Raw genomic sequence first — 26,969 nt, forward strand, 5'->3', positions numbered from 1 at the left:
AACGGGTTCTTTCTTTAAGTATCTTATAAACAATATACCGCACATTTGGGTTAAAATCTGTATCGCAAGAACAATAAAAACGGAGAAGTTCGCAGTTGAACTTCTCCGTTTTTTATTTATGTTTGCTTGTCAATCTGTTTACATCATGCCGCCCATACCGGGGTTTGCAGGCATAGCCGGAGTTTCTTCAGGCTTATCAACAACGATACATTCTGTTGTGAGGAACATGCCGGCAATTGAAGCAGCATTCTCCAAAGCCACACGAGAAACCTTAGCCGGGTCGATAACACCTGCTGCACGCAAGTCTTCATACTTATCGCTACGAGCGTTGTAACCGAAGTCGCCCTTGCCTTCGCGTACCTTATTGACAACTACTGCACCTTCTCCGCCGGCGTTAGAAATAATCTGGCGAAGTGGTTCTTCGATGGCACGGCAGATGATATTGATACCTGTCTGTTCGTCAGGGTTCTCTCCCTTAATGTCTTTCAACACTTCCTGAGCACGAATATAAGTAGTACCGCCTCCTAAAACAACACCTTCTTCGGTTGCTGCACGAGTTGCACAGAGTGCATCGTCTACGCGGTCTTTCTTCTCTTTCATCTCAACTTCAGAGTTTGCACCCACATAAAGCACTGCTACACCACCGGCAAGTTTTGCCAAACGTTCTTGCAGCTTCTCCTTATCGTACTGACTCTTTGTGTTTGCAATTTCGCTCTTGATGGCACTTACACGCTCTGCGATATTCTCTTTAGAGCCTGCACCGTCTACAATCGTAGTGAAATCCTTAGAAACAGTAACCTTTTTAGCTGTTCCCAGCATTTCGAGCGTAGCCTTGTCGAGTGTCAATCCCTTGTCTTCGCTGATGACAACGCCACCTGTCAGCACAGCAATGTCTTCGAGCATGGCCTTGCGACGGTCGCCGAAACCCGGAGCCTTGACAGCGCAAATCTTCAATCCACCACGCAAACGGTTTACTACCAATGTTGTCAGAGCTTCAGAATCGACATCTTCTGCAATAACCAACAATGGGCGACCGCTTTCAGCAGCAGGCTGCAAGATAGGCAGGAAATCCTTTACATTGGAAATCTTTTTGTCGTAAATAAGGATATATGGGTTCTCCATAAGAACTTCCATCTTCTCGGTATCTGTTACGAAATAGCTTGAAAGATAGCCACGGTCGAACTGCATACCTTCAACAACATCGATGGTTGTGTCGCGGGTCTTGCTTTCTTCGATGGTGATAACACCGTCTTTCGATACCTTGCGCATAGCGTCGGCAAGCAGTTTGCCAATTTCAGGGTCGTTGTTGGCACTTACGGTTGCCACCTGTTCTATCTTGTCGTAGTTGTCGCCAACAATTTCGGCACTTTCCTTAATGAACTCTACAACTTTATTGACAGCCTTGTCGATACCGCGCTTCAAGTCCATCGGATTGGCACCGGCAGCCACATTCTTCAAGCCTTCGGTAACGATAGCCTGTGTCAGAATGGTTGCGGTTGTTGTACCATCACCTGCGTCGTCGCCGGTTTTGCTTGCCACACTCTTAACGAGCTGTGCACCGGCATTCTCGAAACTGTCTTCAAGTTCTATTTCCTTTGCTACCGTAACACCGTCTTTTGTGATTTGAGGAGCACCGAATTTCTTTCCAAGAACTACGTTTCTGCCCTTAGGACCTAATGTAACTTTTACTGCATCAGCAAGTTGGTCTACACCGCTCTTAAGCAATTCGCGGGCATCTTTGTTGAATTTAATATCTTTAGCCATTTTGTTTTTCCTATTTTATATGTTCTGTTTTTCTATATTCTGTTTGTTGCAATGTTCCCATACAGCCCACTCCCCTATATATAATAAGGTGTAAATGTACAGAGAACCCGCATTTTTATTTTTTATTCTACAATAGCAAGAACGTCGCTTTGACGCATCATAAGATACTTCTCGCCCTCGTTTTCGATTTCAGTGCCGGCATATTTGCCATAGAAAACTTCGTCGCCGACTTTCAAAATCATATCTTCGTCTTTTGTACCGTTACCAACAGCAACCACTTTGCCACGCTGTGGTTTTTCTTTTGCTGTGTCGGGAATAATAATTCCACCTACTGTCTGCTCTGCCTCGATAGGGAGAATAAGCACTCTGTCTGCTAATGGTTTAATTGTCATAATTGTTTATATTTTTAATTGTACATTTTCGAATATATTGGAACACGCTTTTTTGCGTATTCGTCAATCCATATACGAAAACCGTGCCAAAAAAGAAATAAGATGGAAATAGCACCGTGAAAATGTAATATATATTGTTTGGCGGTGTAAAAGCAGCGTTCTCGCTTTGCAAAACAGCCGCTTTCGGACGGTAAAAGAGCCACTTTTACCCTGCAAAAACCACGCTTTCGGAACGTGGTTGTAAATATTTGATTATCTGATAATTACAGAGACAATTTTTAAATAAATATTGCTTACGGAACTATACCTGCATTTATACCCTGTTAGAAGAATTAGAACACGGCATGAAAGCACAAAAGAGGAATATAGAAACAAAAAGAAGTATCGGACAAACAGGAACGGATAGCAACGAAAAAAGCTACTGACAGTATTGTCAGTAGCTATATGTCAAAATTGGCAGAAATAGCTTTTAATGCTGAAGGGGAACTACGATTTAGTGTTTTGGTAAACGTAGCTGCCTTCCATATATATGTACTCTTCGGCAATAAGTTCTTCTAAAGTTGCCCGCAATGTGTCTTGATTGGTTACCGAGGCATCGGTATCCATTCCTTTCAGTTCGGTGATGTGGTGCTTTTTGCCATCTGCCAACAAGCCGAGTATGGTTTCACGCAACGACTTTTTCAGTTGTTTGTTTTCGCCCTTATACGACAAGCAAACATCGCAGCAAGCACAATCGGTACTTCGGTCTTCGCCAAAATAGCGCAAAAGCTGCCGACTGCGACACGTGTAGTCGTTTTGCATGTAACTTATCATTGCAGCAATGCGTTCTTCAAACTTTTCCTTTCGGTCTTCGTAAACAGCTTTTGAAATAACCAATTCTTCGCTATCGACACGGTCTTGAAGATATTTTATGACGGGAATATTCTTGCGCGGAATGAAGTTTATGATACGTTTCCTGCTGAGATTTTGCAGTATATGGTAGGTTTCGTTTCTATCCAAACCTACTACATCGGCTATATAGCTTTCGTCGATATAGCGATAATCGGTGAACAAACCTGAATAGTTGCGCAGCAATGCCGATATTACTTTCTCTTCTTCGTCCGTTTGTTCGCCTAATCTGTATAGCTCGTCGCGCGAAAGAATGAAGTGTATGCGTGCCTTGCTGTCGGGGTCGGGGTCGTAGTCGATGTAGCCTGCGCGGTTCAATATCTGCAAGGCTGCATTGACTTGGATAGGAAAATGATGGAAATAGATGCAGAATTTGTCGATAGGAAACTCGAAAGTGGCATCTCTCCCACTCTCTACACCTATCTGATAGAAGTACGCCAAATGTTCGTAAACAGTACGAATTTCTTCTTTTGTAGGGAAATTTTCTTTTATTCGCTTTCGTAAATTACGCTCATCATTGCCCTGTGTGTGTAGCAAAATGGCATACGACCTTTTGCCGTCTCTGCCTGCTCGCCCTGCTTCTTGGAAGTAAGCCTCGATGGAACTTGGCGGGTCGAGGTGTATTACCAAGCGAACGTTGGCTTTGTCGATACCCATTCCGAAAGCATTGGTAGCAACAATAACACGGATTTCGCCAGATTGCCACGCATTCTGACGCTTGTTCTTGTCGGTGTTTTCCAATCCTGCGTGATACCACGTTGCAGAAATGCCGTTCGTAACCAAGAAGTCTGCCGCTTCCTTTGTGCGCTTTCTGCTGCGGCAATATACAATAGCCGAACCATCTACCGACTGCAAAATATGAAGCATTTCGTTGAACTTTTCTTGCGTTGTGCGCAGAACGTAAGAAAGGTTCTTGCGCTCGAAGCTCATTCGGAACACATTCTCTTCGACAAATCCAAGCCGAAACTGAATGTCTTTCACAACTTCAGGAGTAGCAGTTGCCGTAAGTGCAAGCACCGGAACAGCGGGAAGTAGTTTCCTGATGTTAATGATTTCGAGATAAGAAGGGCGAAAATCGTAGCCCCATTGACTGATGCAGTGGGCTTCGTCTACGGTGATGAAGCTCACCTTTATGTGTTTCAGTTTTGCTTGAAAAAGTTCGGAACTAAGGCGTTCGGGCGATATATAGAGCAGCTTTATACCGCCAAAGATGCAATTTTCGAGCGTTGAGATGATTTCATCGCGCGACATACCCGAGTAGATAGCTGCTGCCTTGATGTGTCGGTGGCAAAGATTGTCTACTTGGTCTTTCATCAACGAAATTAAAGGAGTGATGACAATGCACACTCCTTCTTTTGCCAATGCAGGCACTTGGAACGTAATGGACTTACCACCACCCGTAGGCATCAGGCCCAATGTGTCTTTTCCGGCACCGATGCTCTCTATAACTTTGCTCTGAATACCTCGAAAATCGGGATAGCCCCAATATTTATGAAGGATTTCCTTGTAAGTCATAACAAAACCGTTACGCAATCAAAACTGTTTACCTATTCGTTTTCCGAAGGGCGAATGCCTTCTATTTGAAGTTGAACAGCACCACGCTTGAACACATTATCTTCTACTGTGTAAACTATATCGAACGACCGTTTAGACTTGATATAGCGTGCCGAACGACTTTGTCCGAAAGCAATACCATTCATAACGTTGTTAGAATTTGAATCGACAAGCTCCAACTTAATGTGCTCTTGCTCTCTGCCCACGACCTTGCTGGTACCGAAATCAAAAACATCTTTTGTACAAAATAATGGTTTTACATTCTCCGGACCAAATGGCGCAAAGCGTTTTAAATCGTTATGGAACTTCTTGGTGATGTCTTTAAAGTCTATAACGGCATCAATATCTAAAGTTGCTTCCGTTTGATAAGGCTCAATATGTTCATCAACATACTTCTGAAAACGGTTTCTGAATTCCTTTACATTCTCCCATTTCAATGTCAAACCGGCTGCATAGGTATGCCCCCCGAAGTTAATAAGCAAATCGCTGCAACTTTCAATCGCAGAATATAGGTCGAAACCGGCTGCAGTTCGTGCCGACTGTGGCTAAATCGCCTTCACGGGTAATGACAATGGTGGGACGGTAATAAATTTCGGTAAGGCGGGAAGCTACGATACCGATGACGCCTTTCTTCCAATGCTCGTCGTAAAGCACTATGCTGTTCTGGTGTTTCTGGCTCTCAAGTCGCTCAACAATTTGGTTTGCCTCCTCGGTCATCTGCCTGTCTACGTCTTTTCGCTTATCGTTGTATTTGTCAATATGCTTTGCTTCCAACAGCGCAGTAGCCAAATCGCGTTCCACAAGCAGGTCTACACTTTCCTTTCCGCTTTCCATACGACCGCTGGCATTGATGCGCGGACCTATCTTGAAGATAATATCGCTCATCGAAATCTCTCTTCCACTGAGTCCGCAAATATCTACAATGGCTTGTAAGCCCACACTTGGATTTTGATTTAGCTGTTTTAAGCCGTGGAAAGCAAGAATACGGTTCTCGCCTACAACGGGGACAAGGTCGGCAGCAATGCTCACAGCGCAGAAATCGAGCAACGGAATAAGACGCGAGAACGGTATATTGTTGTTCTTGGCAAAGGCTTGCATAAACTTGAAACCTACACCGCAACCACACAAATCCTTAAATGGGAAACTGTCATCGGCACGTTTCGGGTTTAATATGGCTACTGCCGGAGGCATATTATTATCAGGGACGTGGTGGTCGCAGATGATGAAATCAATGCCTTGTTCCTTTGCATAGCTAATCTCTTCGACTGCCTTTATACCGCAATCGAGTATGATGATGAGTTTCACTCCACTTTCCTTTGCAAAGTCTATTCCCTTTTTGCTTACACCATACCCCTCGTCATAGCGGTCGGGAATATAGTATTCTATATTAGAATAGAACTGCCGCAGAAATTTATACACCAATGCTACTGCCGTGCAACCGTCTACATCGTAGTCGCCATAGACCATAATGCGCTCTTTACGACCCATTGCATCGTTCAATCTATCGACTGCAATGTCCATATCTTGCATTAGAAAAGGATTGATAAGGTCGGAAAGCTGTGGGCGAAAGAAGCGTTTTGCCGCACTTTCGGTTGTTATTCCGCGCCTTATAAGCAACGAGGCAAGGATAGGACTAATGCCGAGTTTCTCGCCCAATTCCTTTGCTGTATTTGTCTGTTCAGATGTAGATGGTGTGTAGTTCCATTTTAATTGCATCTTTATTGTTTTTATTTCTGCTTGTAAAGGTACAAAAAAAAGCGTAAGTCTCAAAAAGACTTACGCTTTTTTAAATCTATATTACCATATTAAAGTCTTGACGAAACTTTAACAAGGCAATAATGGTTGGCTTTAAATTACAAGCCCATCTTTGCGCGAATGTCTGAAGGAATGGCATTCTTATTAACCATATAGTCCATTGTGTTTGCAGCAATGAAGTCCTTGGTCATATACCAAATACCTTTGTATTTGCCTGTTTCGCCCCAAGAGTTCTTAACCATATAGTACTCTTTGCCGAATTGGTCCTTGGCAATACCGAAGATAAGCATACCGTGGTCGTCTGTAAGCTCCCAATTATCGAAACGCTCTTGACGCATCTCCTGTGTAGGAGTTACTTCCGGAACCTTTGCACCGAGTTCGTCGATGAGGCTGCGTTGCTTTGCAGGAGAAAGACCCAACCAACGTGCCATGTCGCTACCTTGGAGGCTCTGAACCTTATTGCCGTCTACCATGTATGCAAGACCGTCGCGTGTGAAGCCGGGTTCGCTAACGTCGCCGCCCCATGCTACACAGTAACCGTTCATTACTGCGTTGTCGATAATCTTCATCATTTCGTCCATAGGTACGTTATGAGAAAGTGGCAAACGCCAGTTGTCTTGTACTTCTACTGCAAATGAAGTATAGAATGGGTGGTGTGTATAAGAAGTAACGGTTACATAGTCGCTCCAATTTAAGCCGAGGCTTGCAGCAAACTGCTTCGGAGTGTATGTCTTACCTTCGTATGTGAACTTCTCCGGGCACTTGCCAAGATAAGCATCAAGGATTCCTTGGAGTCCTATCTTCCACTGATTAGAGATTTTGCTTGCTTTATTTCTTGCAATTGCATTTACGTATGGTTCCAGCAAAGAGAAGAATTCATTGAAGTTGAACAATGAATCGCCTGTCAAAGAACCGGGGAAAGGCATTGCATCTTCCGGGCAGATACCATAATGCTCAAGACAATAAAGAGGGTCATAGCAAGAACCACCTTGAGCGAACTGAGCATCACCGTGCAGACGAACTACCTGAACAGCACGATCCATATAAGTTTTGTTTGCAACAAAACTCTCGCAAAGGTCGTAAGTCTTACCTGTTGCTTTCAGGATTTCTGCTTCGAAATAGCTCAATGTAGAATAATCCCAGCACGTACCTGAACGGTTTTGGTTCTTAATGCTTGTGATAGGATTTTCCTTAATCACTGTGAAGACAGGACTGTTGTCTACTTTCTTTACAGCCTTCTTAGGAGCTGCGTTAGCACCAGCTGCAATAACAGCAAAAAGTGCGAGCACTAAAGTTTTTTTCATAATTCTAAAATGCTTGCCAGTTTAGTTTGTACTCTGGCTCTCTTTAAAAATTTAAGTTGTTAATAAATATTGATGTTGTTCTTTTTATTCTGCATTAAGCATTATCAAGCATTCATAAATGCTTCTATATCCTTTGCGTGATAAGGAATGCGGTCTTTACCTATGAAGCGGCAACCGTCGGCTGTGATGAGTATATCGTCTTCGATACGAATACCACCAAAGTCCTTATATGTGTCGAGTTTATCAAAGTTCAAGAACTCTGCACAGTGCTTCTTGGCACGCCATTCATCTATAAGAGCAGGGATAAAGTAGATACCGGGTTCGTCAGTTACAACAAAACCTTCCTGCAAACGACGTCCCATACGCAAGCAGTTTGTTCCGAATTGTTCGAGGTTAGGTCGAGTTTCTTCGTCGAAACCTACATAAATCTGACCAAGTGCTTCCATATCATGAACATCGAGTCCCATCATGTGTCCCAGACCGTGAGGCAAGAACATTGCGTGAGCACCTGCTGCAACAGCTGCATCGGTATCGCCTTTTGCCAATCCGAGTTCTTTCATACGTTCAAAGATGATACGACAAACTGCGAAGTGTACATCAGCGTACTTTACTCCGGGTCTTGATAACTCGAGAGCAGCATCGTGTGCTTCTACCACTACATTATATATATCAAGCTGACGCTGTGAGAATTTACCGTTTACCGGGAATGTTCGTGTGTTGTCGGAACAGTAGTGGCTCATCGTTTCTCCACCACAGTCGCACAAGACGAGTCTGCCATCTTCCAATTCTGCCATTGATGGATTACCGTGCATGATTTCACCATGCTGCGATAATATGATTGGGAAAGACACCATTGAGCCATAAGAATTGGCAATACCTTCTACCTGACCGGCTACATACTTTTCCGTAAGTCCGGGTTTTGTGATGCGCATTGCTGTTGTGTGCATCTTATAACCTATGACAGCAGCACGTTCAAGTTCTTCTATTTCTTCTGCAGTCTTCACAGAACGCATTTTTACAACTGCGTTGATAAGCTCAAGGCTTGCTTCTTCTTTCTGCTTATAAGGGTGAATGCCGAGCAAATCGCTGATCTGAATCATAATATCAGCACGGTAAGGTGGCAAGAAATGTATCTTTCTGTTAGATGCCTTTGCCTTATCGCAGATATTTTTCAGTTCGCTCATAGGTGCAGAGTTCACAACTCCTACCTGAGCAGCGAGGTCGCTGACGGCATCAACACTTCCAAACCATACGATGTCTTCGATGTCAATGTCATTTCCTATCAGCATTTCTTTGTCTTCATTGACGTCGATAACGCCAACAAGACCATCGCGTTGCTGACCGAAATAGTACAGGAACGATGAATCTTGGCGGAAAGGTGAATACCCATTCGCAGGTGAATTTACCGGAGACTCGTTGTTGCCAAACAAGATAATAATGCCGTCTTTCACAAGCTGCTTAAGCTCGGCGCGGCGGGCTATGTACGTTTCTTTATTAAACATATTGCTTTCATATATTAGTTTAGCTGCAAAGATAATAATTATTTCCATAAATTCAGTAACTTTGCACTGTTTTTATTAAGTTTTTTAATGGAAGTCGATATAAACACAGGATTAGTATTGGAAGGTGGGGGAATGCGAGGAGTATTTACCTCCGGTGTTTTGGACGCATTTATGAAATACAACCTCTACTTTAAGTATATCGTTGCTGTCTCTGCCGGAGCTTGCAACGGACTTTCGTATATGAGCCGACAACCACGCAGGGCAAGGATTTCCAACATCGATTTGCTCGCAAAGTACGACTATATAGGCTTCCGCCATCTTGTTACGCAAGGTTGTATTTTCGATCCGGAACTTCTCTACAAGCGTTTTCCTTATGAGATTATTCCTTACGACTACGACACTTATTTTGAGAGAACAAGTTTAGGCTATACTTTTGAAATGGTTACAACCAATTGCGAAACCGGCAAAAGTGAGTATTTGCAAGAGCACGATGGCAACAGGCACAGGCTCAACGAGATTGCACGTGCTTCGAGTAGCTTGCCATATGTCAGCAAGATAGTAGAGATAGATGGTGTGCCTATGCTTGACGGCGGTATTATAGATTCTATTCCGCTCATGCGTGCCATAGAGACGGGGCACAATAAAAATGTTGTTATTTGCACACGCAGCAAAGGTTGGCGTGATACAGGAAAGGATTTAAAAGTTCCAAAGTTTATCTATAAGAACTATCCGCGTTTGCGCGTTGTGCTAAGCCATAGACTGAAGGCTTACAATGAGCAATTAGATATGATTGATGAATACGAAAAACGAGGCGATATACACGTGTTACGCCCCATAAAACCTGTTGAAGTGGGGAGAATGGAGAAAGATGTTACGAAGCTGGAAGCCCTCTACGAAGAAGGATTTAATGTAGGCGAAGAGTTTTCTAAACGTGTTGGCGAAATTAAATAGTTGCGAATACTTTTGTTTTCAGAAATTGAATAAGAGTAAAGAAACTAAGGCTCGGAAAGGCAAAAACATAGAAAAACATATTTTGCAGAGCCTGAAAAAGCATTACAGAAATACGGTATTATTGAACCTTTCGTAAGTAGTTGATAGTCAAAAATTACGCTTTTACGTCTCAAAAGCGGCTGTTTTGCAAGGTAAAAGCGTATCTTTTGCAACGCAAAACCTACGTTTTTGAAATGCCAAACCGTAGCTTTAAAAAACAAATGCGAAACGGGGCTTTTTCTGTAATGCTTTTTCGCAGAAAGACAGAAGACTATTTCAGCAAATCGGGACGCAACCGTTTTGTTCTTTCCATTGCTTGGTCGAACTCCCATTGATGAATTTTCGCCTCATGTCCACTCAATAACACTTCGGGCACTTCCCAACCTTTATAGTTTCGCGGACGGGTATAGATGGGGGCAGAAAGCATGTTGTCTTGGAAGCAATCGGACAATGCACTCTGCTCATCGCCAATTACGCCCGGTATAATGCGTACCACTGCATCGGCAATAATGGCTGCCGGAAGTTCGCCACCCGTAAGAACAAAGTCGCCCACCGATATTTCTTTTGTTATCAGGTGTTCTCTTACACGTTGGTCTACTCCTTTATAATGCCCTGCTAATATAATAAGATTGCCACCCATGGATAGGTCGTTTGCCATTTTTTGGTTGAATTGCTCTCCATCGGGCGACGTAAATATCACCTCATCGTATTCTCGTTCTGCTTTCAAAGCTGTGATACAACGGTCTATGGGTTCTATCTGCATCACCATACCCGCCTGTCCTCCAAACGGATAATCGTCTACACGACGCCACTTGTCTTGGCTGTAATCGCGAAGATTATGCAATCGAATTTCTGCTAAACCTTTTTTTTCGGCTCGTGCCAAAATGCTTTCATGGACAAAGCCTTCAAGCATTTCGGGCAATACTGTAATTATATCTATTCTCATATTGTAAGTACAAAGTTACCAATATTTTCAGTAAAAGGCACAAGCATTAAGATTTTTTGTAGCTTTTGTGTAAAAGCTATCTATTTTATCTATTGTTGTCATTCTTTGAGAAACGCTCTCCAACAAAGCCGGTTCCCTCTGTTCCTTCGCGAAGATTGAAGTGTCGGAGTATGGGCGGTGTGGGGCGAAGGTCGTAGTAATCCATTTCTTCTATGGCGAGTGAGAAATAAACCAATTTGTCGTAGCTGCTGTAAAGCCGTGGCAACACGGGGTTGTTATTGTAAATCCATTGTCGGCATTTGTCGTCCACGTCGAAACTAACCTTTCCCGAACAACGCACCGAGACGTCGTTTGCCATCGTAAGGATTTCCACATGGGGATTTTTCTGCAACTGTCGGTAGACTTCTTTCTGCGAGGAAGTGGCAAAATAGAGTGTTGTTGCTTCCTGTCGCATGATTTGAAAGATACGTATCTTGGGTTGGTTGCCTTCGTTTGTGGCAAAGACAACCTCCTTGTTTTGTTTCAAAAAATCAAGTGCGGTCTGCATAGTCTTTTACTTTATTTTAGTCCGTTGAATTTACCATTCCGTTTCGATGGCTTTGAGCACAGCAACAGCTTTCTCCGTTACTTGAAAGTTCAGCCCCATTTGTTACCTTGTTTTTATTCTCTGGTTGAATTGTTTTCTGTTCCATCGTAGTTTGTTTTTAATCTGTTGATATTCTATTTTCTTCTTTACAATGCAAATTTACTCAATAAATGTAGAACATGCAAGAAGGTACAAAAATGTTTGATACTTACTAAAATGTAGGAAATGTGTGGATTTCGTCTTTTCGAGAATATGACTTTAACAAACATTAAATCAGCCTCGGTTGAGAACTAACTTAGTTTTTATTATCTTTGCTTCAAAACTTATCTTTTATGACAACGAAGAATATAGACCCGTCCTATTTGGCTTGTCCAATCCGTCAAGTTATCAGTCGCTTCGGCGACAAATGGTCAATGCTCGTGCTTTATTCCCTTTATTCCAGCAAAACGGGCATATTGCGCTTTAACGAGCTACACCACCACATGACAGATTGTTCACAGAAGATGCTTTCGGCAACCTTGAAGAACTTAGAACAAAACAATCTGATTTGTCGCAAGGTATATCCTGTAGTGCCACCCCGTGTAGAATACTCGCTAACCGATATTGGAAAATCTCTGATGCCCTCCATTGTTTCGCTTATAGAATGGGCCAGCTTGCACTTTGACGACGTGGTTACCAAACAAATTATATAAGCGAAATTCGGCAGGCGAAGGTGTTGCATCATATTTATAACGTCAATCAATGTGCATTAAACTTCGGTTCTTTTGCAAATATTACAGCGATTTTACGTAACTTTGCAGTCAAATTCTAATGCAAATTTAAAATACTGATGAAAAAAATCTTTTCCCTCGCCATTACTTTTATGGCAGCTTTTGCAAGTGTTCAGGCACAAAACATGCAACTGCACTACGACCTTGGTCATAATCTTTCGGACGATTTGAAGGGTCGTCCTGCCGTTACAACCACTGTAGAAATGTTCAAACCCGATAAATGGGGTTCAACTTTCTTCTTCACCGATATTGATTATAAAAACGACGGAGTGGTCGGTGCTTATTGGGAGATAGCACGAGAGTTTGCTGTTTCTAAGAATAAGCGTTGGGCAGCCCACATAGAGTATGATGGTGGATCAACCACAGGCGAACTCCCGGCGGGCTACTATGGCAGCCGTTTCCAACACGCTGCGCTCGTTGGCGGTGCATGGAACTGGGCTAACAAAGATTTTTCAAAGACTTTCAGTGTGCAACTGATGTATAAGTACACTTTCAAAAACAAGCATACCGGCGCACACCCATTCAATGGTTTCCAACTTACCGAAGTATGGGGCTTGAACTTTGCCAAGGGATTGTGTTCTTTCAGTGGTTTCTGCGACTTATGGTACGACCCGAATATCAGCGGCAAACTCATCTTGTTATCTGAACCGCAATTTTGGTTTAACTTAAATACACTGAAGGGTATGAACGGTGTAAACCTTTCGTTGGGTACTGAAGTAGAAATCAGCAATAATTTTGTTTGGAACAATAAAGGCAAGAATAATAAGTTCTACGCTATTCCTACCATTGCAGCAAAGTGGACATTCTAATTCCTTGTTCACATTTTTAACTATTTCTAATCTGCTAAAACTGTTTGCTTCAGATAGAATTTGGGCTGAGCTCCTTGCAAGGAACTCAGCCCTTTTAGCATTCGGTAAATAAACTATACTGCCGCTTTCACTACTCATTTTACAGACAAAAAGCGAACCATAAAAGTGTAAAGATTTTTAGCAAGCATATCTTCTGCTTAACCATCTCGTTCTCAACGCTTTACAAAACCTATTGTTTTGCATTGCAAAAGCGGCTGTTTTGCACGGTAAAACCGTAGGTTTTGCAACGCAAAACAGCCGCTTTCGCAACGTCAAAGTGCTTTTATCACTTTTTAAGGGAATTATATTTACAAAATCAAGGCTATTTTCAGCTATTTTGTTCGTCAAGAAAAAGAAAGACTTTTCATCAAAGAAATCTTTACTGAATCTGTTTTTGTTGCACTAAAAGGTTTTCTTAAGCGAATGCCAATACTTTCTAACGAAAAAGAAAAAGCCACCTTGGCAGAAAGTGCCAAGGTGGCTTTCTTATTGTTTACAGCATTCCCCTACCCTTTTGTTTCCTTGCGTCTGACGACTGCTGAAACTGTTCTTAGAAAGGAGGGTTTGCTGTTATTCTATTTGTTTCATTCGTCGTAACCTCATTACACTTGAGATTATAACTCCGTTACGACGAATGGCGTTGTTCTATTATTTGTTTTCGTTTCTTACTTCATTACTTTATGTGTTGTTCCGTCGCTCATGCGAACGATGTTCACACCGTGTTGTAATTCTGTCAGTTTCTTGCCGTCAAGTGAATATATAGCCTCTACGGTAGCGTTGGTTGCGGTGTTTGGATTAGAGATACCGGAAGGATTTTTCTTGGTGAAATATCCTGTTTCCGGGTTTGCCATTGATACGTCTATCTTATATTCGTTGAATGGAACTGCACCTTTAAGTTTTGCACAGTAAGCAAACATGTTCTCTGAATTAGCACACGCCCATGTGTTATTGCAATAGATAGTAGTCATTTCCTCGCAGAATGCGAACATTGAACGCATGTCGCTTACCTTTTCTAATTTGAAGTTTGTAAGGTCGAGAGAAGTAAGCGCATCACAAGAGAAGAACATTGTGCTCGTATTGGTTACGTTATCAGTATTGAAATGTGAGATTTCGAGTTTAGATAGTTTTCTGCAACCAGAGAACATTGAACGCATATTCTCTACCTTTTCTGTGTTGAACTTAGAAAGATCGAGTGTTTCCAATTCAGCGCAATACTTGAACATAGCACCCATATCGGTAACATTCTTAGTGTCGAAACTTAATAAATCGAGCGAAGGTAGTTTCTCACAATAGAAGAACATGAAAGACATATCTGTTACCTTCTCGGTGTTGAAGTTAGGTATTTTGAGCGAAGTAAGCTGCCCACAGTATGCAAACATTCCGTACATATTGGTTACGTTCGGTGTCTTAAAGCTTGAAAGGTCAAGTGAAGTAAGCGCATCGCAGTGGAAGAACATTCCGTACATATTGGTTACTTTCTCTGTATTGAAGTTTGGAACCTTAATAGAAGTAAGCCCGGTGCAACCTGAGAACATTCCATTCATGGTCGTAACCTCCGATGTTTTGAAGTTTGAGAGGTCGAGCGAGGTAAGTGCCTTGCTGTCTGCAAACATTCCGTACATATTGGTTACTTTCTCGGTGTTGAAACTTGAGAGGTCGAGTGTGGTAAGAACATCGCAGTGAGCAAACATTGAATTCATGTCTGTTACGTTCGCTGTGTTGAACTTAGACACATTGAGCGAGGTAAGTGCAGAGCAGTTTGCAAACATTCCGTTCATATCCTTAACCTTTGCTGTGTTGAAGTGTGAGAGGTCGAGCGTAGGAAGAGCCGTACAACTTGAGAACATTCCGTTCATGTCGGTTACGTTTGCAGTGTTGAATTTAGAGATGTCGAGCGATTTAAGCTCAACGCAACCGGAGAACATACCCTTCATAGTGGTTACTTTCTCGGTGTTGAACTTAGAGAGGTCGAGCGAGGTAAGTCCCTTGCAGTAAAAGAACATTACGCTCATATCGGTTACATTCACTGTATTGAACTTAGACAAATCAAGCGAGGTAAGTGCAGGACAGCAAAAGAACATTGCGCGCATGTCGGTTACATTCGCTGTATTGATGTTAGAAAGGTCGAGTGTAGGAAGTGCAGAGCAGAAATTAAACATTGAGTTCATGTTCGTAACCTTCTCTGTATTGAACTTAGAAAGGTCGAGCGAAGCAAGTGTTTGACACTCTGAAAATAATGAACTCATATCAGTTACCTTTGCTGTATTGAAGTGCGAAAGGTCGATTGAAGGCAAAACTTCGCAGTGAGCAAACATGTGAGACATATTGGTTACTTCAGTCGTATTAAGGTTTTCCATACCCTTAATTTCCTTCAGAACCGAATAATAGTTAAACCAATAGCCGGTGCTTGTTGGACGGTAGTCCTTGAACGATGCATCGAATACAGCTGTAACAGTTGTTTTTTCCTCGCTTTGAGAGGTTCCTGCCCAAACCGGAATTTCTATTCCACTGGCCATGGTCTGCTTTTCATCGATGCCATACGTGATACCTTTTCGGCTCGACTTTTGCGCATCGTAATAGAAAGTGATAGTCTTTCCTTCGAGATTTTTCTCAACATAGGCTTCTTTCGTTTGCGCCTGTGCCTGCTGTGGCAAAGCAAACATTGCGATGAACAGCGCAACAATGGCTGCATACATTTTCTTAAATAGATTGTTTTTCATTGTTCTTCATTGCCTCTCCATGACTCCCTTTCGCAGAGGGGGAACGCCTTACCGAGGCCGGGGCGTTAGGGTTATTAATTATTAACTATGTTCTTTTAATATCTTTGATAACCATGCAGAAAGCTCCGCCTTTATCTCCTTGTTACAGAGATACTGACAGAGCCTTTAGTAGATGTTTTAGTCGGAAATTGTTCCGTTGGTTCTTTCACCATTATTTATTTTTATTGGTTTGAACGATTGTTTATTATTCGGCTGCAAATATAAGCCTTTTCTCTGAAAGTTGCAAGGGATTGAGCAAGAAAACTTCAATATTGCATTCTCAATTAGAGTTTTACTTTCTTCTTCTTCCCCGTACTTTCGTTCCCCATACGGTCGAGTGCGGTTACTATATAAGTATATTTTGTTTTGCCATCATTATAATTTAACCTCAATGCGGGTTGATAAGTTATGGCTACAATCTTTGCCGGATTCTCCAAATCGATATTTTCATCGGGAGCAAATCTGTAAACAACATACTTATGTGCTTCGTCTTTCCAATCTTTTCCCTTAGGAGCTTTCCAATGCAATATACAGCCTTCTTCCGACCAAGTTACTTTCAGCGAACGCGGTTTCTTAGGTGCTTCGTCGTCAATGAAAGGCATTAAAGGTTGCAAAGCAGGATAACGCCAATAATCGGCTTGAAGCATTTTGGCGTAATTACCCGGGTTTTCAACAACCGATGCAGCATACCATAAAACCGTACCTTGAACATTCTCTGACCTTTCGTGCAGCCGATGCTTTGCAGGTAATTGGTGTGATTTCGGATTTTGTGGGTCAGCGTGCTTCACGGTGCGCAAGACGTCCTCGCCAATATATAGCGGACGATTTCCTGCATAACGGTTCCACCATGTAATAAGTTCTTTATAGTCGGCGGCTTTATTTCCTATTTCCCAATAAATCTGCGGAACACAATAGTCCACCCAACCATTATTTACCCATTTTAATACATCGGCATAAAGGTCATCGTAGTTCTGCAGCCCATTGGTTTTGCTGCCAATGTTTGGTGCACTCTTTTCATTTCTGTAAATTCCAAAGGGCGAAACACCGAATTTGACCCAAGGTTTCACCCTATGAATGGTTTCGCCAAGTTGCTTTATAAACATATCGACATTGTCGCGACGCCAATCTTGAATACGGCCGAAGCCACCACCATAAAGGCTAAACTCTTTCAAATCGGGAATGCGTTGTCCCGCAGCAGGATAAGGATAGAAATAATCGTCAATATGTAAACCGTCTACATTGTATCGTTGCAGAATATCCGTTACGATATTGCAAATGTAATTCCTGTTTTCAGGAATACCGGGGTTAAGTATTTTAAGCCCATCGTAGTCAAAAACTCGTTCGGGGTGTTGAACAGCAATGTGATTTGAAGCAAGTTGCGTGGTATTCTTTGTCTTTGCACGATAAGGGTTTATCCATGCGTGAAGTTCCATTCCACGTTTATGACACTGCTCTATCATCCACTGCAAAGGATCCCAATAAGGCATAGGAGCTGTTCCTTGCTTTCCTGTCAGGAACTTACTCCATGGTTCATACTTGCTGGGATAGAGTGCATCGCACTCGGCACGAACTTGAAATATAATGGCATTGACACCCATTTGCTGCAACTTGTTGAGCTGGGAAATGAGTGTTTGTTGCATTCGTTCCGTTCCAATGGCTTGAAACTGACCATTGACACACTGAATCCATGCGCCTCTGAACTGACGCTTCTTAGGAGAGCTTGCAGAAAAAGAATAACTGCTTGTAAACAGTAAAAACAAGATTAAAGCTGCTTTTACAAATTGCAAACGATATAATTTCATTGTAAATCTTATGTATAAAATCTAAATGGATTAATGAACTTTATTATTGCTGTTGAATAGAATTAGCTACCTTTTCTTTGCAGCATTGCGAAAATATTTCCGATGGAAGTGTCGTTCGGCTTTTAGAACTTCACTTAGTTTCATTGCAGAAATTACATTCAACATCTTTATATGGTAGTTTTTTTCTATTTGTTTTATCTGTATGTGCAAATCGTCTATCTCCAATATCGCTTTTTTAGCACTATTATTATTCGCCGGGTGGCTACTTTGCAATTTGCGTAACTGGTCGTGAAGTGCACGCTGTTTGGTCATCATCTCATCGTAAATCGGCAAAAGCTTTGCAGATTCCTGTTCAGTTAGCTTTGCCGAAGTTACAATGTATTGATGCAGCTCTGCCTTAAACTTCTCAGGGTCGAACTTGTGTTGTGCAAACAAACTTATTGCACAGACACACGCTATAGTAATAATAAATATTCTTTTCATTATCAGTGTTTTGCAGAATTCGGTTCTATTAATTAATTATCAGCCAGATAAGCATACACATCGTCTTTATCAAGCATCATATATTCAGCCGCTTCGTCTAAGTATTCGGTATCCGCAGATTCTTCTTTAGCGGTCGTAGCCGTCGGCGTAGCTGCAATATTATTGTTTTGCTGTATATGCTCATTTCCTTGGAAGAAATGTATTGTTGCTGCACCAATAACAATCAACCCGATAAAAGAAGCTGCTATCAGCAATGGGCGCAAGCGTCCGGCAAAGGCTATATTGCGTTTTTTACTAATTTGCTTGTCTTCGGTGGTTTCAGTTTCTTTTGCAGTTATTTGCGACATAATTCGCATTTCCAAATTGTCGAAGTAGCCATCAGGCGACTTAAACGGTCGTCTGTTTCCAAATTCTGAAAGTAATTGTTTTTCTAACTCCATCACAATTGATTTTCTTTACTTTAGCTTGTTACTGATAGTTTGACGCAAATACAGGACTTTGGTTTAACTTGGATTCAGAAATTTATTCGTGTTCTTTTATATATTGCGATATTTTCTTTACTGCAATGTGGTAAGATGCCTTTAAAGCTCCTTCGCTCGTACCAAGAATTTCATGTATTTCCGGGTATTTTAGTTCGTTGTAATATTTCATGATAAATACGGTGCGCTGAACTTCGGGTAAAGCTGAAATAGCTTCTTGCAGCACTGCTTGCCCTTTGTTACCATCGAAATAGCTATCTGCTAAAAGCATATTGGCAACACCATTATAGGCATTATCGGAACTTATGGCAACTGTTTCTTTCTTGTTTCTCAAAAAATCTAAAGACTCATTGATAGCAATGCGATACAACCATGTAGATATTTTCGATTTCCCCTCAAAGCTTTCTATGTTTTTCCATACTTTCAAGAAAGTGTTTTGCAGTATATCATCTGCATCATCGTGCAGCAAAACAAAGCTTCGTATTTTCCAATACAAAGGCTTGCTATATTCGTTTACCAATAGGGCAAATGCCTTATTGCGTGTTTCAGGCTCTGCTAATGCTTTTAAGAGTTCAGCTTCTTCTATTCGATGCACGACAGAGGAGAGAGATTGTCAATGATATAGTAGAGTTATCGTATTGATATTTTACGAACCACTTTTCCTACCTTTACAATATAACAGCCTTTTGGCAGATTAAGATTGTAGCGTTTATCTTGTCCGTCTATTCTAATACTCATAACGCATACACCTGTTACATTGTATATTTGCAACATCTCATCGTTTGCTCCTTCAATGCGAAGGACAGAGCCGTAAACAGAAATAGAAACGTTATGAACGTCTTGCTCAATCATCTCTAACGAGGTATGAGCTTTTACTGTTGTCGGCAATGCAAAACCTAAAAGGGTTATAGCTAACAGAAAAGTATATATTTTCTTATTCATACGCATTATATCTTTCATATGCAAAGATAATAATTTTATTTCAAAAAATAGTTTTTTTAGCTAACTAAATTGGGTTTTAATATTTATTAAACATCAAGAGTGAAGGGAAAGAGGCTATCTCCTGCCGCTTCTTATCATCATTGAAGAAAATACATACCGGTATCTACGTTTTTAACGCAAGGTTATCTATAAGTAACCAATATTTGCGATGATGAATCGTATAAGGTTCGGTTTTCTGAATAAAAGCACCTTTTTAGCTTGTTGCATTATTGTCTCGACAACCCGATTTTGCAAGCGAAAAAAGTGCCATAAAATTGTAAACGTTTTTCACAAACGTATCTGTCGTATAATTATCTCGTTATCAAGGTGTTGCAAAACCTATTGTTTTGCATTCCAAAAGCGGCTGTTTTGCACGGTAAAACCGTAGGTTTTGCATCGCAAAACCTACGGTTTCGCAATGCCAAAACAAAATTATCGTTTTTTCTTGAAATTATCTTTACAAAGTTAAGCTATTTTCAGTGTCTGGCGCAAGCAACGGAAAAGAAAACTATTTCTAAAGAACGTTCTACTTCTGCCAATCCATATACCATTACGAAAAAGGCGTTACACCGATGGTATAACGCCTTTATAAGCTATATTACGATATATTTCTTCTTTTAATCGACAGGGATATTCTTGTTTACATTCTTGCTGCCTATCAAAGCGTAGAAGCACATATAAGCCACGCCGACGAGCGGAACAAAGTATGAAACAAGATAGCCAGACCGGTCAGCTACAAAGTTTTGCAGCAACGGAAGCAAGCCACCGCCTACTACCATCATCATAAATATGCCCGAAGCAGGCTCTGTATATTTTCCAAGACCTTCGGTTGCAAGGTTGAAGATGCACGGCCACATAACGCTGGTGCACAGTCCGCAAAGTACAAGCAGCAATGCAGAAACCGGTACAATTACCATATTAAAGGCTGAACCCGTGAACACAGGCATCGAAACAGCCGCACTTTTTCCTAATATAATGGCGGTAACGATGAGCACCATTGCAAAAATAGTGGTGCACGACATTAATGTCTTGCTCGAAATCTTGCTGGCAATGAAACCTGCAACGAAACGTCCTACGAGCATTAAGAACCAATAGGTTGCGGCAACCGAGCCTGCTATGGCGGTGGCAGTAGCCTTGGGAAGTCCGCCGCCGGCAGCAGTTGTATCGGAAAGATAGTAAATAAGTGTTCCGGGAATGCCGACTTCTACGCCCACATACACGAAAATAGCGATTGCACCTAATACGAAATGGCGGAAGTTCCACGGAGAATGCTCGAATGTAAGGTTGGTTCCTGCCTTGCTGTTCTTTGGGTCTTGGATAGGAATAAACGATAAAATAATGAATGCTACCACGAATACACCCATAGCAATGTAAAGAACCGGGTTTACATCAATGATAGATGTATTTTTTGTTACTTCTCCTATCAACGACCCAACAAAAAGCGGCGTAAGCGTTCCGGACAGCGAATTGAGCGTTCCGCCTATCATATTGAGCTGATTTCCACGATTTCCACCGCCTCCGATAAGGTTCAACATCGGATTAACCACTGTGTTCAGCATGCAAACACAGAAGCCTGAGATGAACGCTCCTAACAGATAAATAACAAATCCTGTAATTTTAGCATCGGTAAAGAACCCTGAGCAGAACTGAGTCAGTACTCCCAAGAAACCGATACCTATACCAATAAGTGCTGTTTTCTTGTATCCTACACGCACAAGCATCTTTCCTGCAGGTATTCCCATAAAGAAATAGGCAAGAAAGTTCATGGCATTGCCAAGCATACCCACCGTATTGGCACTTTCGCCACCAAAAATATTCTTCCAAATAACTCCGATTGGAGCTGCAAGATTTGTTACAAACGAAATCATTGCATAAAGAAACATCATTGTAATAATCGCAATAATGCTTCCATTCTGTTTCGTATTATTCATTATTCAGCAATTTTATTTTCTGCAAAGGAAACAAAAATAAACGATAATGACAAACTATTTCAGAGCAAAAGGAGGTTTGTTGTGTGTTAAAAACAATTAAAGACAAGATTAAGAAATCTTGCCTTTAATAGAATTATATTGCGATTAGAAGTTGCTTAAACCCCTATCGTTCATTAGCGTCCTTGACTGATTTTGTTCGATTGTCGAGCAGATGTGCTGCCGTTTCATCGAAGGCGTAGCGGGCTACGGCGAGATGTAATGGCTACGCAGATGCCGGCAAGCGGACGAAACCGGTAAGGAAGCATGGCGGTAATAACAAAGATAAGCAAATGCGTCCTAATAAACGATTGGGGTTAGAAAGTCGGCAACGATGTAGCTTGAGCCACCTACAAATATAAAATCGTCGCTTTCTGCGTCGCTTAATGCTTGCCGGTAAGCCTCTGCAACATCTGCAAACGTTCTGCCTTCAAGGTTATACTGCTTGCCTATCCTTGCCACCTTCTCAGCCGAGAACGCACGTTTTGTGTTGGGTTGTGTCCAGTAATAATGGGCATTGTCGGGCAAAAGAGCCATAACAGCCTCTATATCCTTGTCGTCTACCATACCAAAGACGATGCGCAGATTATGGTATTCTTGACTTTTAATTTGTTGCGACAAGTCTTTCCAGCCTGCTTCGTTGTGCCCGGTGTCGCAGACTACGGTTGGATTTTGCTGTATTTGCTGCCATCTACCCATTAATCCTGTAGCTTCGCAAACGTTTGAAAATCCTTTTGCAACGCTGTCTATGTTTCTGATTATCCGGTTATTGTAAAGCTGCATCACTGCCGTCAGCAACGTATTGGTATTCTTGTCTTGGTAAATTCCTCCCAATTCGCCTTCAATCGTACCGAATAAGCGAGTTTGGTATATGCGTCCTCCCTTCGGATTGACACTTGCCGATTGTACCATCGGAATATCTTCGGCAAACACAATCATGGCGTCCATTTTCTGTGCCTTTGCTTCAAACACGATACGGGTCTCGGGTATGGCTTCCCCGATAACTACAGGAGTGTCTTGCTTAATGATGCCTGCCTTTTCGTATGCTATCTTTGGCAACGTGTCGCCTAAGAATTGGGTATGGTCGAGCGAAATGTTGGTAATAACGGAAAGCAGCGGATTGATAATATTGGTGCAATCCAAACGCCCGCCCAAGCCTACTTCTACAATGGCAAAGTCTACCTGTTGTTCGGCAAAATACTTGAAAGCCATTGCGGTAGTCAGCTCGAAGAACGATGGGTGCAACGGTTCGAAGAAGTTGCGATGGTTTTCAACAAAATCAATTACGTATTGTTCGGAAATCATCTTGCCGTTTACTCTGATGCGTTCCCTGAAGTCTACAAGGTGCGGACTTGTGTAAAGCCCAACCTTATAGCCGTCGGCTTGAAGTATTGCAGCCAATGTATGGGAGCAAGAGCCTTTTCCGTTGCTTCCTGCAATATGGATAGAACGGAAGTTTTGATGCGGCCGTCCAAAGTATTCGTCTAATGCGAGGGTTGTGGATAAACCTTCTTTATAAGCAGAAGCACCCACGTGTTCAAAGACGGGGGTGCTGTTATATAAGTATTCTGTGGTTTCCTTGTAAGTCATTTTTATTACTTTTCAGTCTTTACAACTTAGCTGAATAGTTTCTTGAAGTTATCAAAAATAGTACGTTTTGTATAGCTGTCTCCCTTGAAGTTGTCGCTTTCTTGAAACTCTTCAATGGCTTTGCGTTCCGATTGCGATAATGTTTTTGGAACATAAACACTTATTTGCACGATAAGGTCGCCCATTCCTCTGCCATAGCCCTGCACGGCAGGAAGTCCTTTGCCACGTACACGAGCTATTTTGCCAGGCTGTGTGCCAGATTCAATAGGTATTTGAATAAAGTTCCCATCTATTGTTGGAATTTTAACCTGACCACCCAAGACAGCCGTAGGGAAGTCGAGCAACAAGTTGTAGATAACATTCTGTCCATCACGAATAAACGTATCGTTGTCTTCTTCTTCGATATAAACTTGTATATTGCCCGTTATACCGTTGTGTTTGCCGGCATTTCCCTTGTTCGGAACGTTCACAACCATTCCTTCGGCAACACCTGCGGGAATGTTGATTTCAACAACTTCCTCGCCTTTCACGACGCCATCGCCATGGCAGTGTGTACATTTGTTTTTTATAATCGTACCTTCGCCACCGCATACATGGCAGGTTGTTTGTGTCTGCATCATACCGAAGATGCTTTGTTGGGTACGAATTTCCATACCGCTGCCGTGGCAATTAGGACACGTTTCGGTGCCACTGCCGCCTTCGGCACCCGTTCCGTGGCAATGTTCGCATGCTACGTCTTTGCGCACCTTAAACTTCTTGGTAACGCCTGTGGCAACTTCCTGCAACGAAAGTCTGACTTTCAGGCGCAAATCGGCACCTTTATATTTAGGAGCCTGACGGCTTCCACCGCCGAAACCTCCAAAGCCACCACCGCCGCCGTGCCCACCGAATACATCGCCAAACATAGAGAAAATGTCGTCCATTGAGAAACCACCGCCACCAAACGGATTGCCACCGCCAAAGTTTGGCCCGTCAAATCCGAACCGGTCGTATTGCTGTCGCTTCTGTGGGTCGCTCAATACGCTGTATGCTTCTGCTGCTTCTTTGAACTTTTCCTCTGCTTTTGCGTCGTCAGGGTTTCTGTCCGGGTGATATTTAATAGCGAGCTTTCTGTACGCCTTCTTTATTTCGTCGTCCGAAGCGTTTTTTTTCAACGCCCAGAACTTCGTAGTAATCTCTTTTTGCCATTCCTTGATTGTTGTGAGTTTGCAAACTCTTGAATTTCTAAAAACCTTAAGGCTGTTTATGTGTTATTGTCCTACTGCAACCTTAGCATGGCGAATTACTTTATCGTTCAGCATATAGCCGGTTTGTACGCAATCGATGATTTTGCCTTTCTTATCGTCGCCCATTCCCGGCACCATCGCAATTGCTTCGTGATAGTCTACATTGAAATCCTTATCTTTTGTCTCTATCTTGCTTACACCGATACCCTCCAAAGTTTTTAAGAACTTCTTGAAAATAAGGTCGAAACCTTCTTTAATGGCTGTTGCGTCTTCTGTCTTATCTGCAATGGCACGTTCAAAATCGTCGAGAATAGGAAGAATAGCCGTAATGGTTTTCTCGCCTCCATTGAGTATAAGCTCTGCTTTTTCCTTTAGCGTTCGCTTCTTGTAGTTTTCAAATTCAGCGTAAAGACGAATATACTTGTCTTTCCATTCTTCAGCTTCTGCATTGCCGTCTTTCTGCTCTGCTTTGCCTTCTTCGTCGGTTTCAGCTTCCGGAGTTTCTTCGTTATCGGCTTCTGACGACGTTTCACCCTCTGAAGAAGTGTTTTCCTCCTGCACGGTTTCTTCTTCCTGCAACTTTGCTTCTTCGCCTTCTATCTCTATTTTCTTATTATTTTTGCTCATGATAATGTATTTTTGTCTACTTCAAACGTTTACAAATAACGTGCCAATATAGCAGCGACTGCAAACAAAACCTATTTATAAGCAGTCCGAAAACAATTGGTTTGCTAATTTATACTTGATACATCTTGGCTTTTTGTTCCTTTATCTGCTCGTCGTGAATGTACTCGTCGTAGCTCATAAGTTTATCTATCGTACCATTTGGAGTTAATTCGATGATGCGATTGGCAACCGTTCCGATAAATTCGTGGTCGTGCGAGCTGAAGAGAATATTACCCTTAAAGCCAACAAGGTTATTGTTAAATGCCTGAATGCTCTCCAAATCAAGATGATTCGTAGGAGTGTCGAGTATCAGGCAGTTGGCATTCTGCAACTGCATGCGTGCTATCATACAACGCATTTTCTCGCCTCCCGACAGCACATTTACTTTCTTTTCCACTTCTTCCTGCTTAAACAACATACGACCAAGGAAACCTTTCATCACGACTTCGTTGCCCTGTCCGTACTGCGAAAGCCAATCGACAAGATTTAACTCGCTGTTGAAGTATTCGGTGTTATCGAGCGGCAGATAAGCCGTTGTAATGGTTATGCCCCAATTGTAAGTACCTGCTTGTGCTTCCCGTTCGCCATTTATAATATTGAACAAAGCCGTCATCGCCTTTGGATTGCGCGACAAGAACACTACTTTCTGCCCTTTCTCCACATTGAAGTTTACGTGGTCGAATAAAACGGTTCCGTCTTCATCGACGGCTTTCAAGTCTTGAACTTCCAAGATTTGGTTTCCCGGTTCGCGTTCCATTTGGAAGATAATGCCCGGATACTTACGGCTCGATGGGCGAATTTCCTCCACGTTGAGCTTTTCAAGCATCTTCTTGCGCGAAGTAGTCTGCTTGCTTTTTGCCACATTGGCAGAGAAACGGCGGATAAATTCTTCCAACTGCTGCTTCTTTTCTTCGGCTTTCATCTTTTGGTTCTGCGCCTGACGCAAAGCCAACTGCGAACTTTCGTACCAGAACGAATAGTTACCGGCAAACACAGTAACCTTGCCGAAATCAATATCGATGGTTTGTGTACTTACGGCATCAAGGAAGTGGCGGTCGTGCGATACGACAAGCACTGTCTGGTTTTCTTCTATTTCGCCAAGATAGTCTTCCAACCATTCCACGGTTTCAAGGTCGAGGTCGTTGGTAGGCTCGTCGAGCAAAAGGTTGTCGGGCTTTCCAAACAATGCCTTTGCCAGCATTACACGCACCTTTTCAGTGTTCGACAGTTCGCCTACTCGTTTTTGGTGTGCGTCTTCCTGCACGCCTAAGTGTTGTAACAGCTGGGCAGCTTCGCTCTCGGCTTCCCAACCGTTCATTTCGGCAAACTTCAGTTCCAAGTCGGCGGCGCGGTTTCCGTCTTCTTCGGTCATTTCCGGTTTGGCATAAAGTTCCTCACGCTCCTTCATATTCTTCCAAAGCGGTTCGTGTCCCATAAGTACGGTGTCCATTACTTTAAATTCATCGTACTTAAAGTGGTCCTGTTCCAATACCGACAAGCGTTCTCCTGTTCCTAATGTAATAGTTCCCTTGTTGGGTTCCAAATCGCCCGAAATGGCGCGAAGCAGTGTCGATTTTCCTGCACCATTGGCTCCGATAACGCCATAGATATTTCCGGGAGTAAACTTGATATTAACGTCCTTGTACAGAACTCTTTTTCCGAACTGAACGGCAATGTTTGAAAGTGTAATCATTGTTTATTTAAATTCCTGTTTTCT

20 protein-coding genes and 2 pseudogenes are annotated in these 26,969 nt (G+C 42.3%); 3 read left to right on the forward strand and 19 right to left on the reverse strand.

Annotation, left to right across the window (positions count from 1 at the left end):
• Positions 1-138: 138 nt before the first annotated feature.
• The 6 genes and pseudogenes from groL to JCM15124_RS03000 form a co-directional block, all read right to left on the reverse strand.
• Positions 139-1,764, reverse strand: a complete 1,626-nt coding sequence (groL, locus tag JCM15124_RS02975; protein ID WP_024998231.1) for a chaperonin GroEL — start codon at positions 1,762-1,764, stop codon at positions 139-141.
• 122 nt (positions 1,765-1,886) lie between these two features.
• Positions 1,887-2,156, reverse strand: coding sequence for a co-chaperone GroES (locus JCM15124_RS02980; protein ID WP_024998232.1), 270 nt, complete (start codon positions 2,154-2,156; stop codon positions 1,887-1,889).
• Positions 2,157-2,642: 486 nt separating this feature from the next.
• Positions 2,643-4,559, reverse strand: coding sequence for a RecQ family ATP-dependent DNA helicase (locus JCM15124_RS02985; RefSeq protein ID WP_024998233.1), 1,917 nt, complete (start codon positions 4,557-4,559; stop codon positions 2,643-2,645).
• A gap of 32 nt (positions 4,560-4,591) precedes the next feature.
• Positions 4,592-6,314: pseudogene (gene recJ / locus JCM15124_RS12985) on the reverse strand (single-stranded-DNA-specific exonuclease RecJ).
• Between the two features lie 137 nt (positions 6,315-6,451).
• On the reverse strand, positions 6,452-7,657 hold the full coding sequence (locus JCM15124_RS02995) for a C1 family peptidase (protein WP_024998234.1): 1,206 nt from the start codon (positions 7,655-7,657) through the stop codon (positions 6,452-6,454).
• 104 nt (positions 7,658-7,761) lie between these two features.
• Positions 7,762-9,159, reverse strand: a complete 1,398-nt coding sequence (locus JCM15124_RS03000) for an aminopeptidase P family protein (RefSeq protein WP_024998235.1) — start codon at positions 9,157-9,159, stop codon at positions 7,762-7,764.
• 87 nt (positions 9,160-9,246) lie between these two features.
• Between JCM15124_RS03000 and JCM15124_RS03005 the strand changes: the two genes are divergently transcribed.
• Positions 9,247-10,110 carry a patatin-like phospholipase family protein gene (locus tag JCM15124_RS03005; protein WP_024998236.1) on the forward strand — a complete coding sequence of 288 codons (864 nt, stop codon included), beginning with the start codon at positions 9,247-9,249 and terminating at the stop codon, positions 10,108-10,110.
• A 310-nt stretch (positions 10,111-10,420) separates the two neighbouring features.
• On the opposite strand, the gene trmD is transcribed toward JCM15124_RS03005, so the two are convergent.
• Together trmD and JCM15124_RS03015 are read right to left on the reverse strand one after the other, a co-directional pair.
• Entirely contained in the window at positions 10,421-11,095 is a 675-nt protein-coding gene (gene trmD, locus JCM15124_RS03010) for a tRNA (guanosine(37)-N1)-methyltransferase TrmD (RefSeq protein WP_024998237.1), read from the reverse strand.
• Positions 11,096-11,180: 85 nt separating this feature from the next.
• Positions 11,181-11,621: a pyridoxamine 5'-phosphate oxidase family protein gene (locus tag JCM15124_RS03015; protein WP_232220059.1), complete on the reverse strand. Its 441-nt coding sequence runs from the start codon at positions 11,619-11,621 to the stop codon at positions 11,181-11,183.
• Positions 11,622-12,013: 392 nt separating this feature from the next.
• On the opposite strand from JCM15124_RS03015, the gene JCM15124_RS03020 reads away from it, so the two are divergent.
• Both JCM15124_RS03020 and JCM15124_RS03025 read left to right on the forward strand, forming a co-directional pair.
• Complete coding sequence (locus JCM15124_RS03020; protein WP_024998239.1) at positions 12,014-12,373, forward strand: winged helix-turn-helix transcriptional regulator; 360 nt, start codon at positions 12,014-12,016, stop codon at positions 12,371-12,373.
• Positions 12,374-12,510: 137 nt separating this feature from the next.
• Positions 12,511-13,260, forward strand: coding sequence for a nucleoside-specific channel-forming Tsx family protein (locus JCM15124_RS03025; RefSeq protein WP_024998240.1), 750 nt, complete (start codon positions 12,511-12,513; stop codon positions 13,258-13,260).
• A gap of 704 nt (positions 13,261-13,964) precedes the next feature.
• On the opposite strand, the gene JCM15124_RS03040 is transcribed toward JCM15124_RS03025, so the two are convergent.
• The 11 genes and pseudogenes from JCM15124_RS03040 to JCM15124_RS03095 all read right to left on the reverse strand — a co-directional run bounded on the left by JCM15124_RS03040 (position 13,965) and on the right by JCM15124_RS03095 (position 26,945).
• Positions 13,965-16,019, reverse strand: a complete 2,055-nt coding sequence (locus JCM15124_RS03040) for a BspA family leucine-rich repeat surface protein (RefSeq protein ID WP_024998242.1) — start codon at positions 16,017-16,019, stop codon at positions 13,965-13,967.
• A 323-nt stretch (positions 16,020-16,342) separates the two neighbouring features.
• Positions 16,343-17,860 (reverse strand): glycoside hydrolase family 10-like protein, encoded by a 1,518-nt coding sequence (locus JCM15124_RS03045; protein WP_024998243.1) that lies wholly within the window; start codon positions 17,858-17,860, stop codon positions 16,343-16,345.
• A gap of 66 nt (positions 17,861-17,926) precedes the next feature.
• The gene (locus tag JCM15124_RS03050; RefSeq protein WP_024998244.1) at positions 17,927-18,343 is read right to left on the reverse strand and encodes a hypothetical protein; all 417 of its coding nucleotides are present in this window, start codon (positions 18,341-18,343) and stop codon (positions 17,927-17,929) included.
• 32 nt (positions 18,344-18,375) lie between these two features.
• The gene (locus JCM15124_RS03055) at positions 18,376-18,783 is read right to left on the reverse strand and encodes a hypothetical protein (protein WP_232220066.1); all 408 of its coding nucleotides are present in this window, start codon (positions 18,781-18,783) and stop codon (positions 18,376-18,378) included.
• 82 nt (positions 18,784-18,865) lie between these two features.
• Positions 18,866-19,417, reverse strand: a complete 552-nt coding sequence (locus JCM15124_RS03060; RefSeq protein ID WP_024998246.1) for an RNA polymerase sigma factor — start codon at positions 19,415-19,417, stop codon at positions 18,866-18,868.
• 35 nt (positions 19,418-19,452) lie between these two features.
• Positions 19,453-19,764, reverse strand: coding sequence for a T9SS type A sorting domain-containing protein (locus JCM15124_RS03065; protein WP_024998247.1), 312 nt, complete (start codon positions 19,762-19,764; stop codon positions 19,453-19,455).
• Between the two features lie 656 nt (positions 19,765-20,420).
• Entirely contained in the window at positions 20,421-21,734 is a 1,314-nt protein-coding gene (locus JCM15124_RS03075; protein WP_024998249.1) for an MFS transporter, read from the reverse strand.
• Positions 21,735-22,070: 336 nt separating this feature from the next.
• Positions 22,071-23,360, reverse strand: a complete 1,290-nt coding sequence (locus tag JCM15124_RS03080; protein ID WP_024998250.1) for a bifunctional folylpolyglutamate synthase/dihydrofolate synthase — start codon at positions 23,358-23,360, stop codon at positions 22,071-22,073.
• A gap of 26 nt (positions 23,361-23,386) precedes the next feature.
• Positions 23,387-24,548 (reverse strand): annotated as a pseudogene (gene dnaJ, locus JCM15124_RS12990) (molecular chaperone DnaJ).
• A gap of 62 nt (positions 24,549-24,610) precedes the next feature.
• A complete protein-coding gene (locus JCM15124_RS03090) occupies positions 24,611-25,213 on the reverse strand; it encodes a nucleotide exchange factor GrpE (RefSeq protein ID WP_024998251.1) in 603 nt (200 codons plus the stop codon).
• Positions 25,214-25,322: 109 nt separating this feature from the next.
• Complete coding sequence (locus JCM15124_RS03095) at positions 25,323-26,945, reverse strand: ABC-F family ATP-binding cassette domain-containing protein (protein WP_024998252.1); 1,623 nt, start codon at positions 26,943-26,945, stop codon at positions 25,323-25,325.
• Positions 26,946-26,969: the final 24 nt, after the last annotated feature.

The organism is Prevotella falsenii DSM 22864 = JCM 15124 (assembly GCF_000613945.1).
GTDB lineage: Bacteria > Bacteroidota > Bacteroidia > Bacteroidales > Bacteroidaceae > Prevotella > Prevotella falsenii.

Bases quoted from the DNA above. Each gene is read 5' to 3' on its own strand.
- JCM15124_RS03055 (WP_232220066.1), bottom strand. From the start codon at position 18,783: ATGGAGTTAGAAAAACAATTACTTTCAGAATTTGGAAACAGACGACCG.
- JCM15124_RS03000 (WP_024998235.1), bottom strand. From the start codon at position 9,159: ATGTTTAATAAAGAAACGTACATAGCCCGCCGCGCCGAGCTTAAGCAG.
- JCM15124_RS03020 (WP_024998239.1), top strand. From the start codon at position 12,014: ATGACAACGAAGAATATAGACCCGTCCTATTTGGCTTGTCCAATCCGT.
- JCM15124_RS03065 (WP_024998247.1), bottom strand. From the start codon at position 19,764: ATGAATAAGAAAATATATACTTTTCTGTTAGCTATAACCCTTTTAGGT.
- JCM15124_RS03090 (WP_024998251.1), bottom strand. From the start codon at position 25,213: ATGAGCAAAAATAATAAGAAAATAGAGATAGAAGGCGAAGAAGCAAAG.
- trmD (WP_024998237.1), bottom strand. From the start codon at position 11,095: ATGAGAATAGATATAATTACAGTATTGCCCGAAATGCTTGAAGGCTTT.
- JCM15124_RS03050 (WP_024998244.1), bottom strand. From the start codon at position 18,343: ATGAAAAGAATATTTATTATTACTATAGCGTGTGTCTGTGCAATAAGT.
- JCM15124_RS02985 (WP_024998233.1), bottom strand. From the start codon at position 4,559: ATGACTTACAAGGAAATCCTTCATAAATATTGGGGCTATCCCGATTTT.
- groL (WP_024998231.1), bottom strand. From the start codon at position 1,764: ATGGCTAAAGATATTAAATTCAACAAAGATGCCCGCGAATTGCTTAAG.
- JCM15124_RS03095 (WP_024998252.1), bottom strand. From the start codon at position 26,945: ATGATTACACTTTCAAACATTGCCGTTCAGTTCGGAAAAAGAGTTCTG.
- JCM15124_RS03080 (WP_024998250.1), bottom strand. From the start codon at position 23,360: ATGACTTACAAGGAAACCACAGAATACTTATATAACAGCACCCCCGTC.
- JCM15124_RS03025 (WP_024998240.1), top strand. From the start codon at position 12,511: ATGAAAAAAATCTTTTCCCTCGCCATTACTTTTATGGCAGCTTTTGCA.
- JCM15124_RS03040 (WP_024998242.1), bottom strand. From the start codon at position 16,019: ATGAAAAACAATCTATTTAAGAAAATGTATGCAGCCATTGTTGCGCTG.
- JCM15124_RS02995 (WP_024998234.1), bottom strand. From the start codon at position 7,657: ATGAAAAAAACTTTAGTGCTCGCACTTTTTGCTGTTATTGCAGCTGGT.
- JCM15124_RS03075 (WP_024998249.1), bottom strand. From the start codon at position 21,734: ATGAATAATACGAAACAGAATGGAAGCATTATTGCGATTATTACAATG.
- JCM15124_RS02980 (WP_024998232.1), bottom strand. From the start codon at position 2,156: ATGACAATTAAACCATTAGCAGACAGAGTGCTTATTCTCCCTATCGAG.
- JCM15124_RS03045 (WP_024998243.1), bottom strand. From the start codon at position 17,860: ATGAAATTATATCGTTTGCAATTTGTAAAAGCAGCTTTAATCTTGTTT.
- JCM15124_RS03005 (WP_024998236.1), top strand. From the start codon at position 9,247: ATGGAAGTCGATATAAACACAGGATTAGTATTGGAAGGTGGGGGAATG.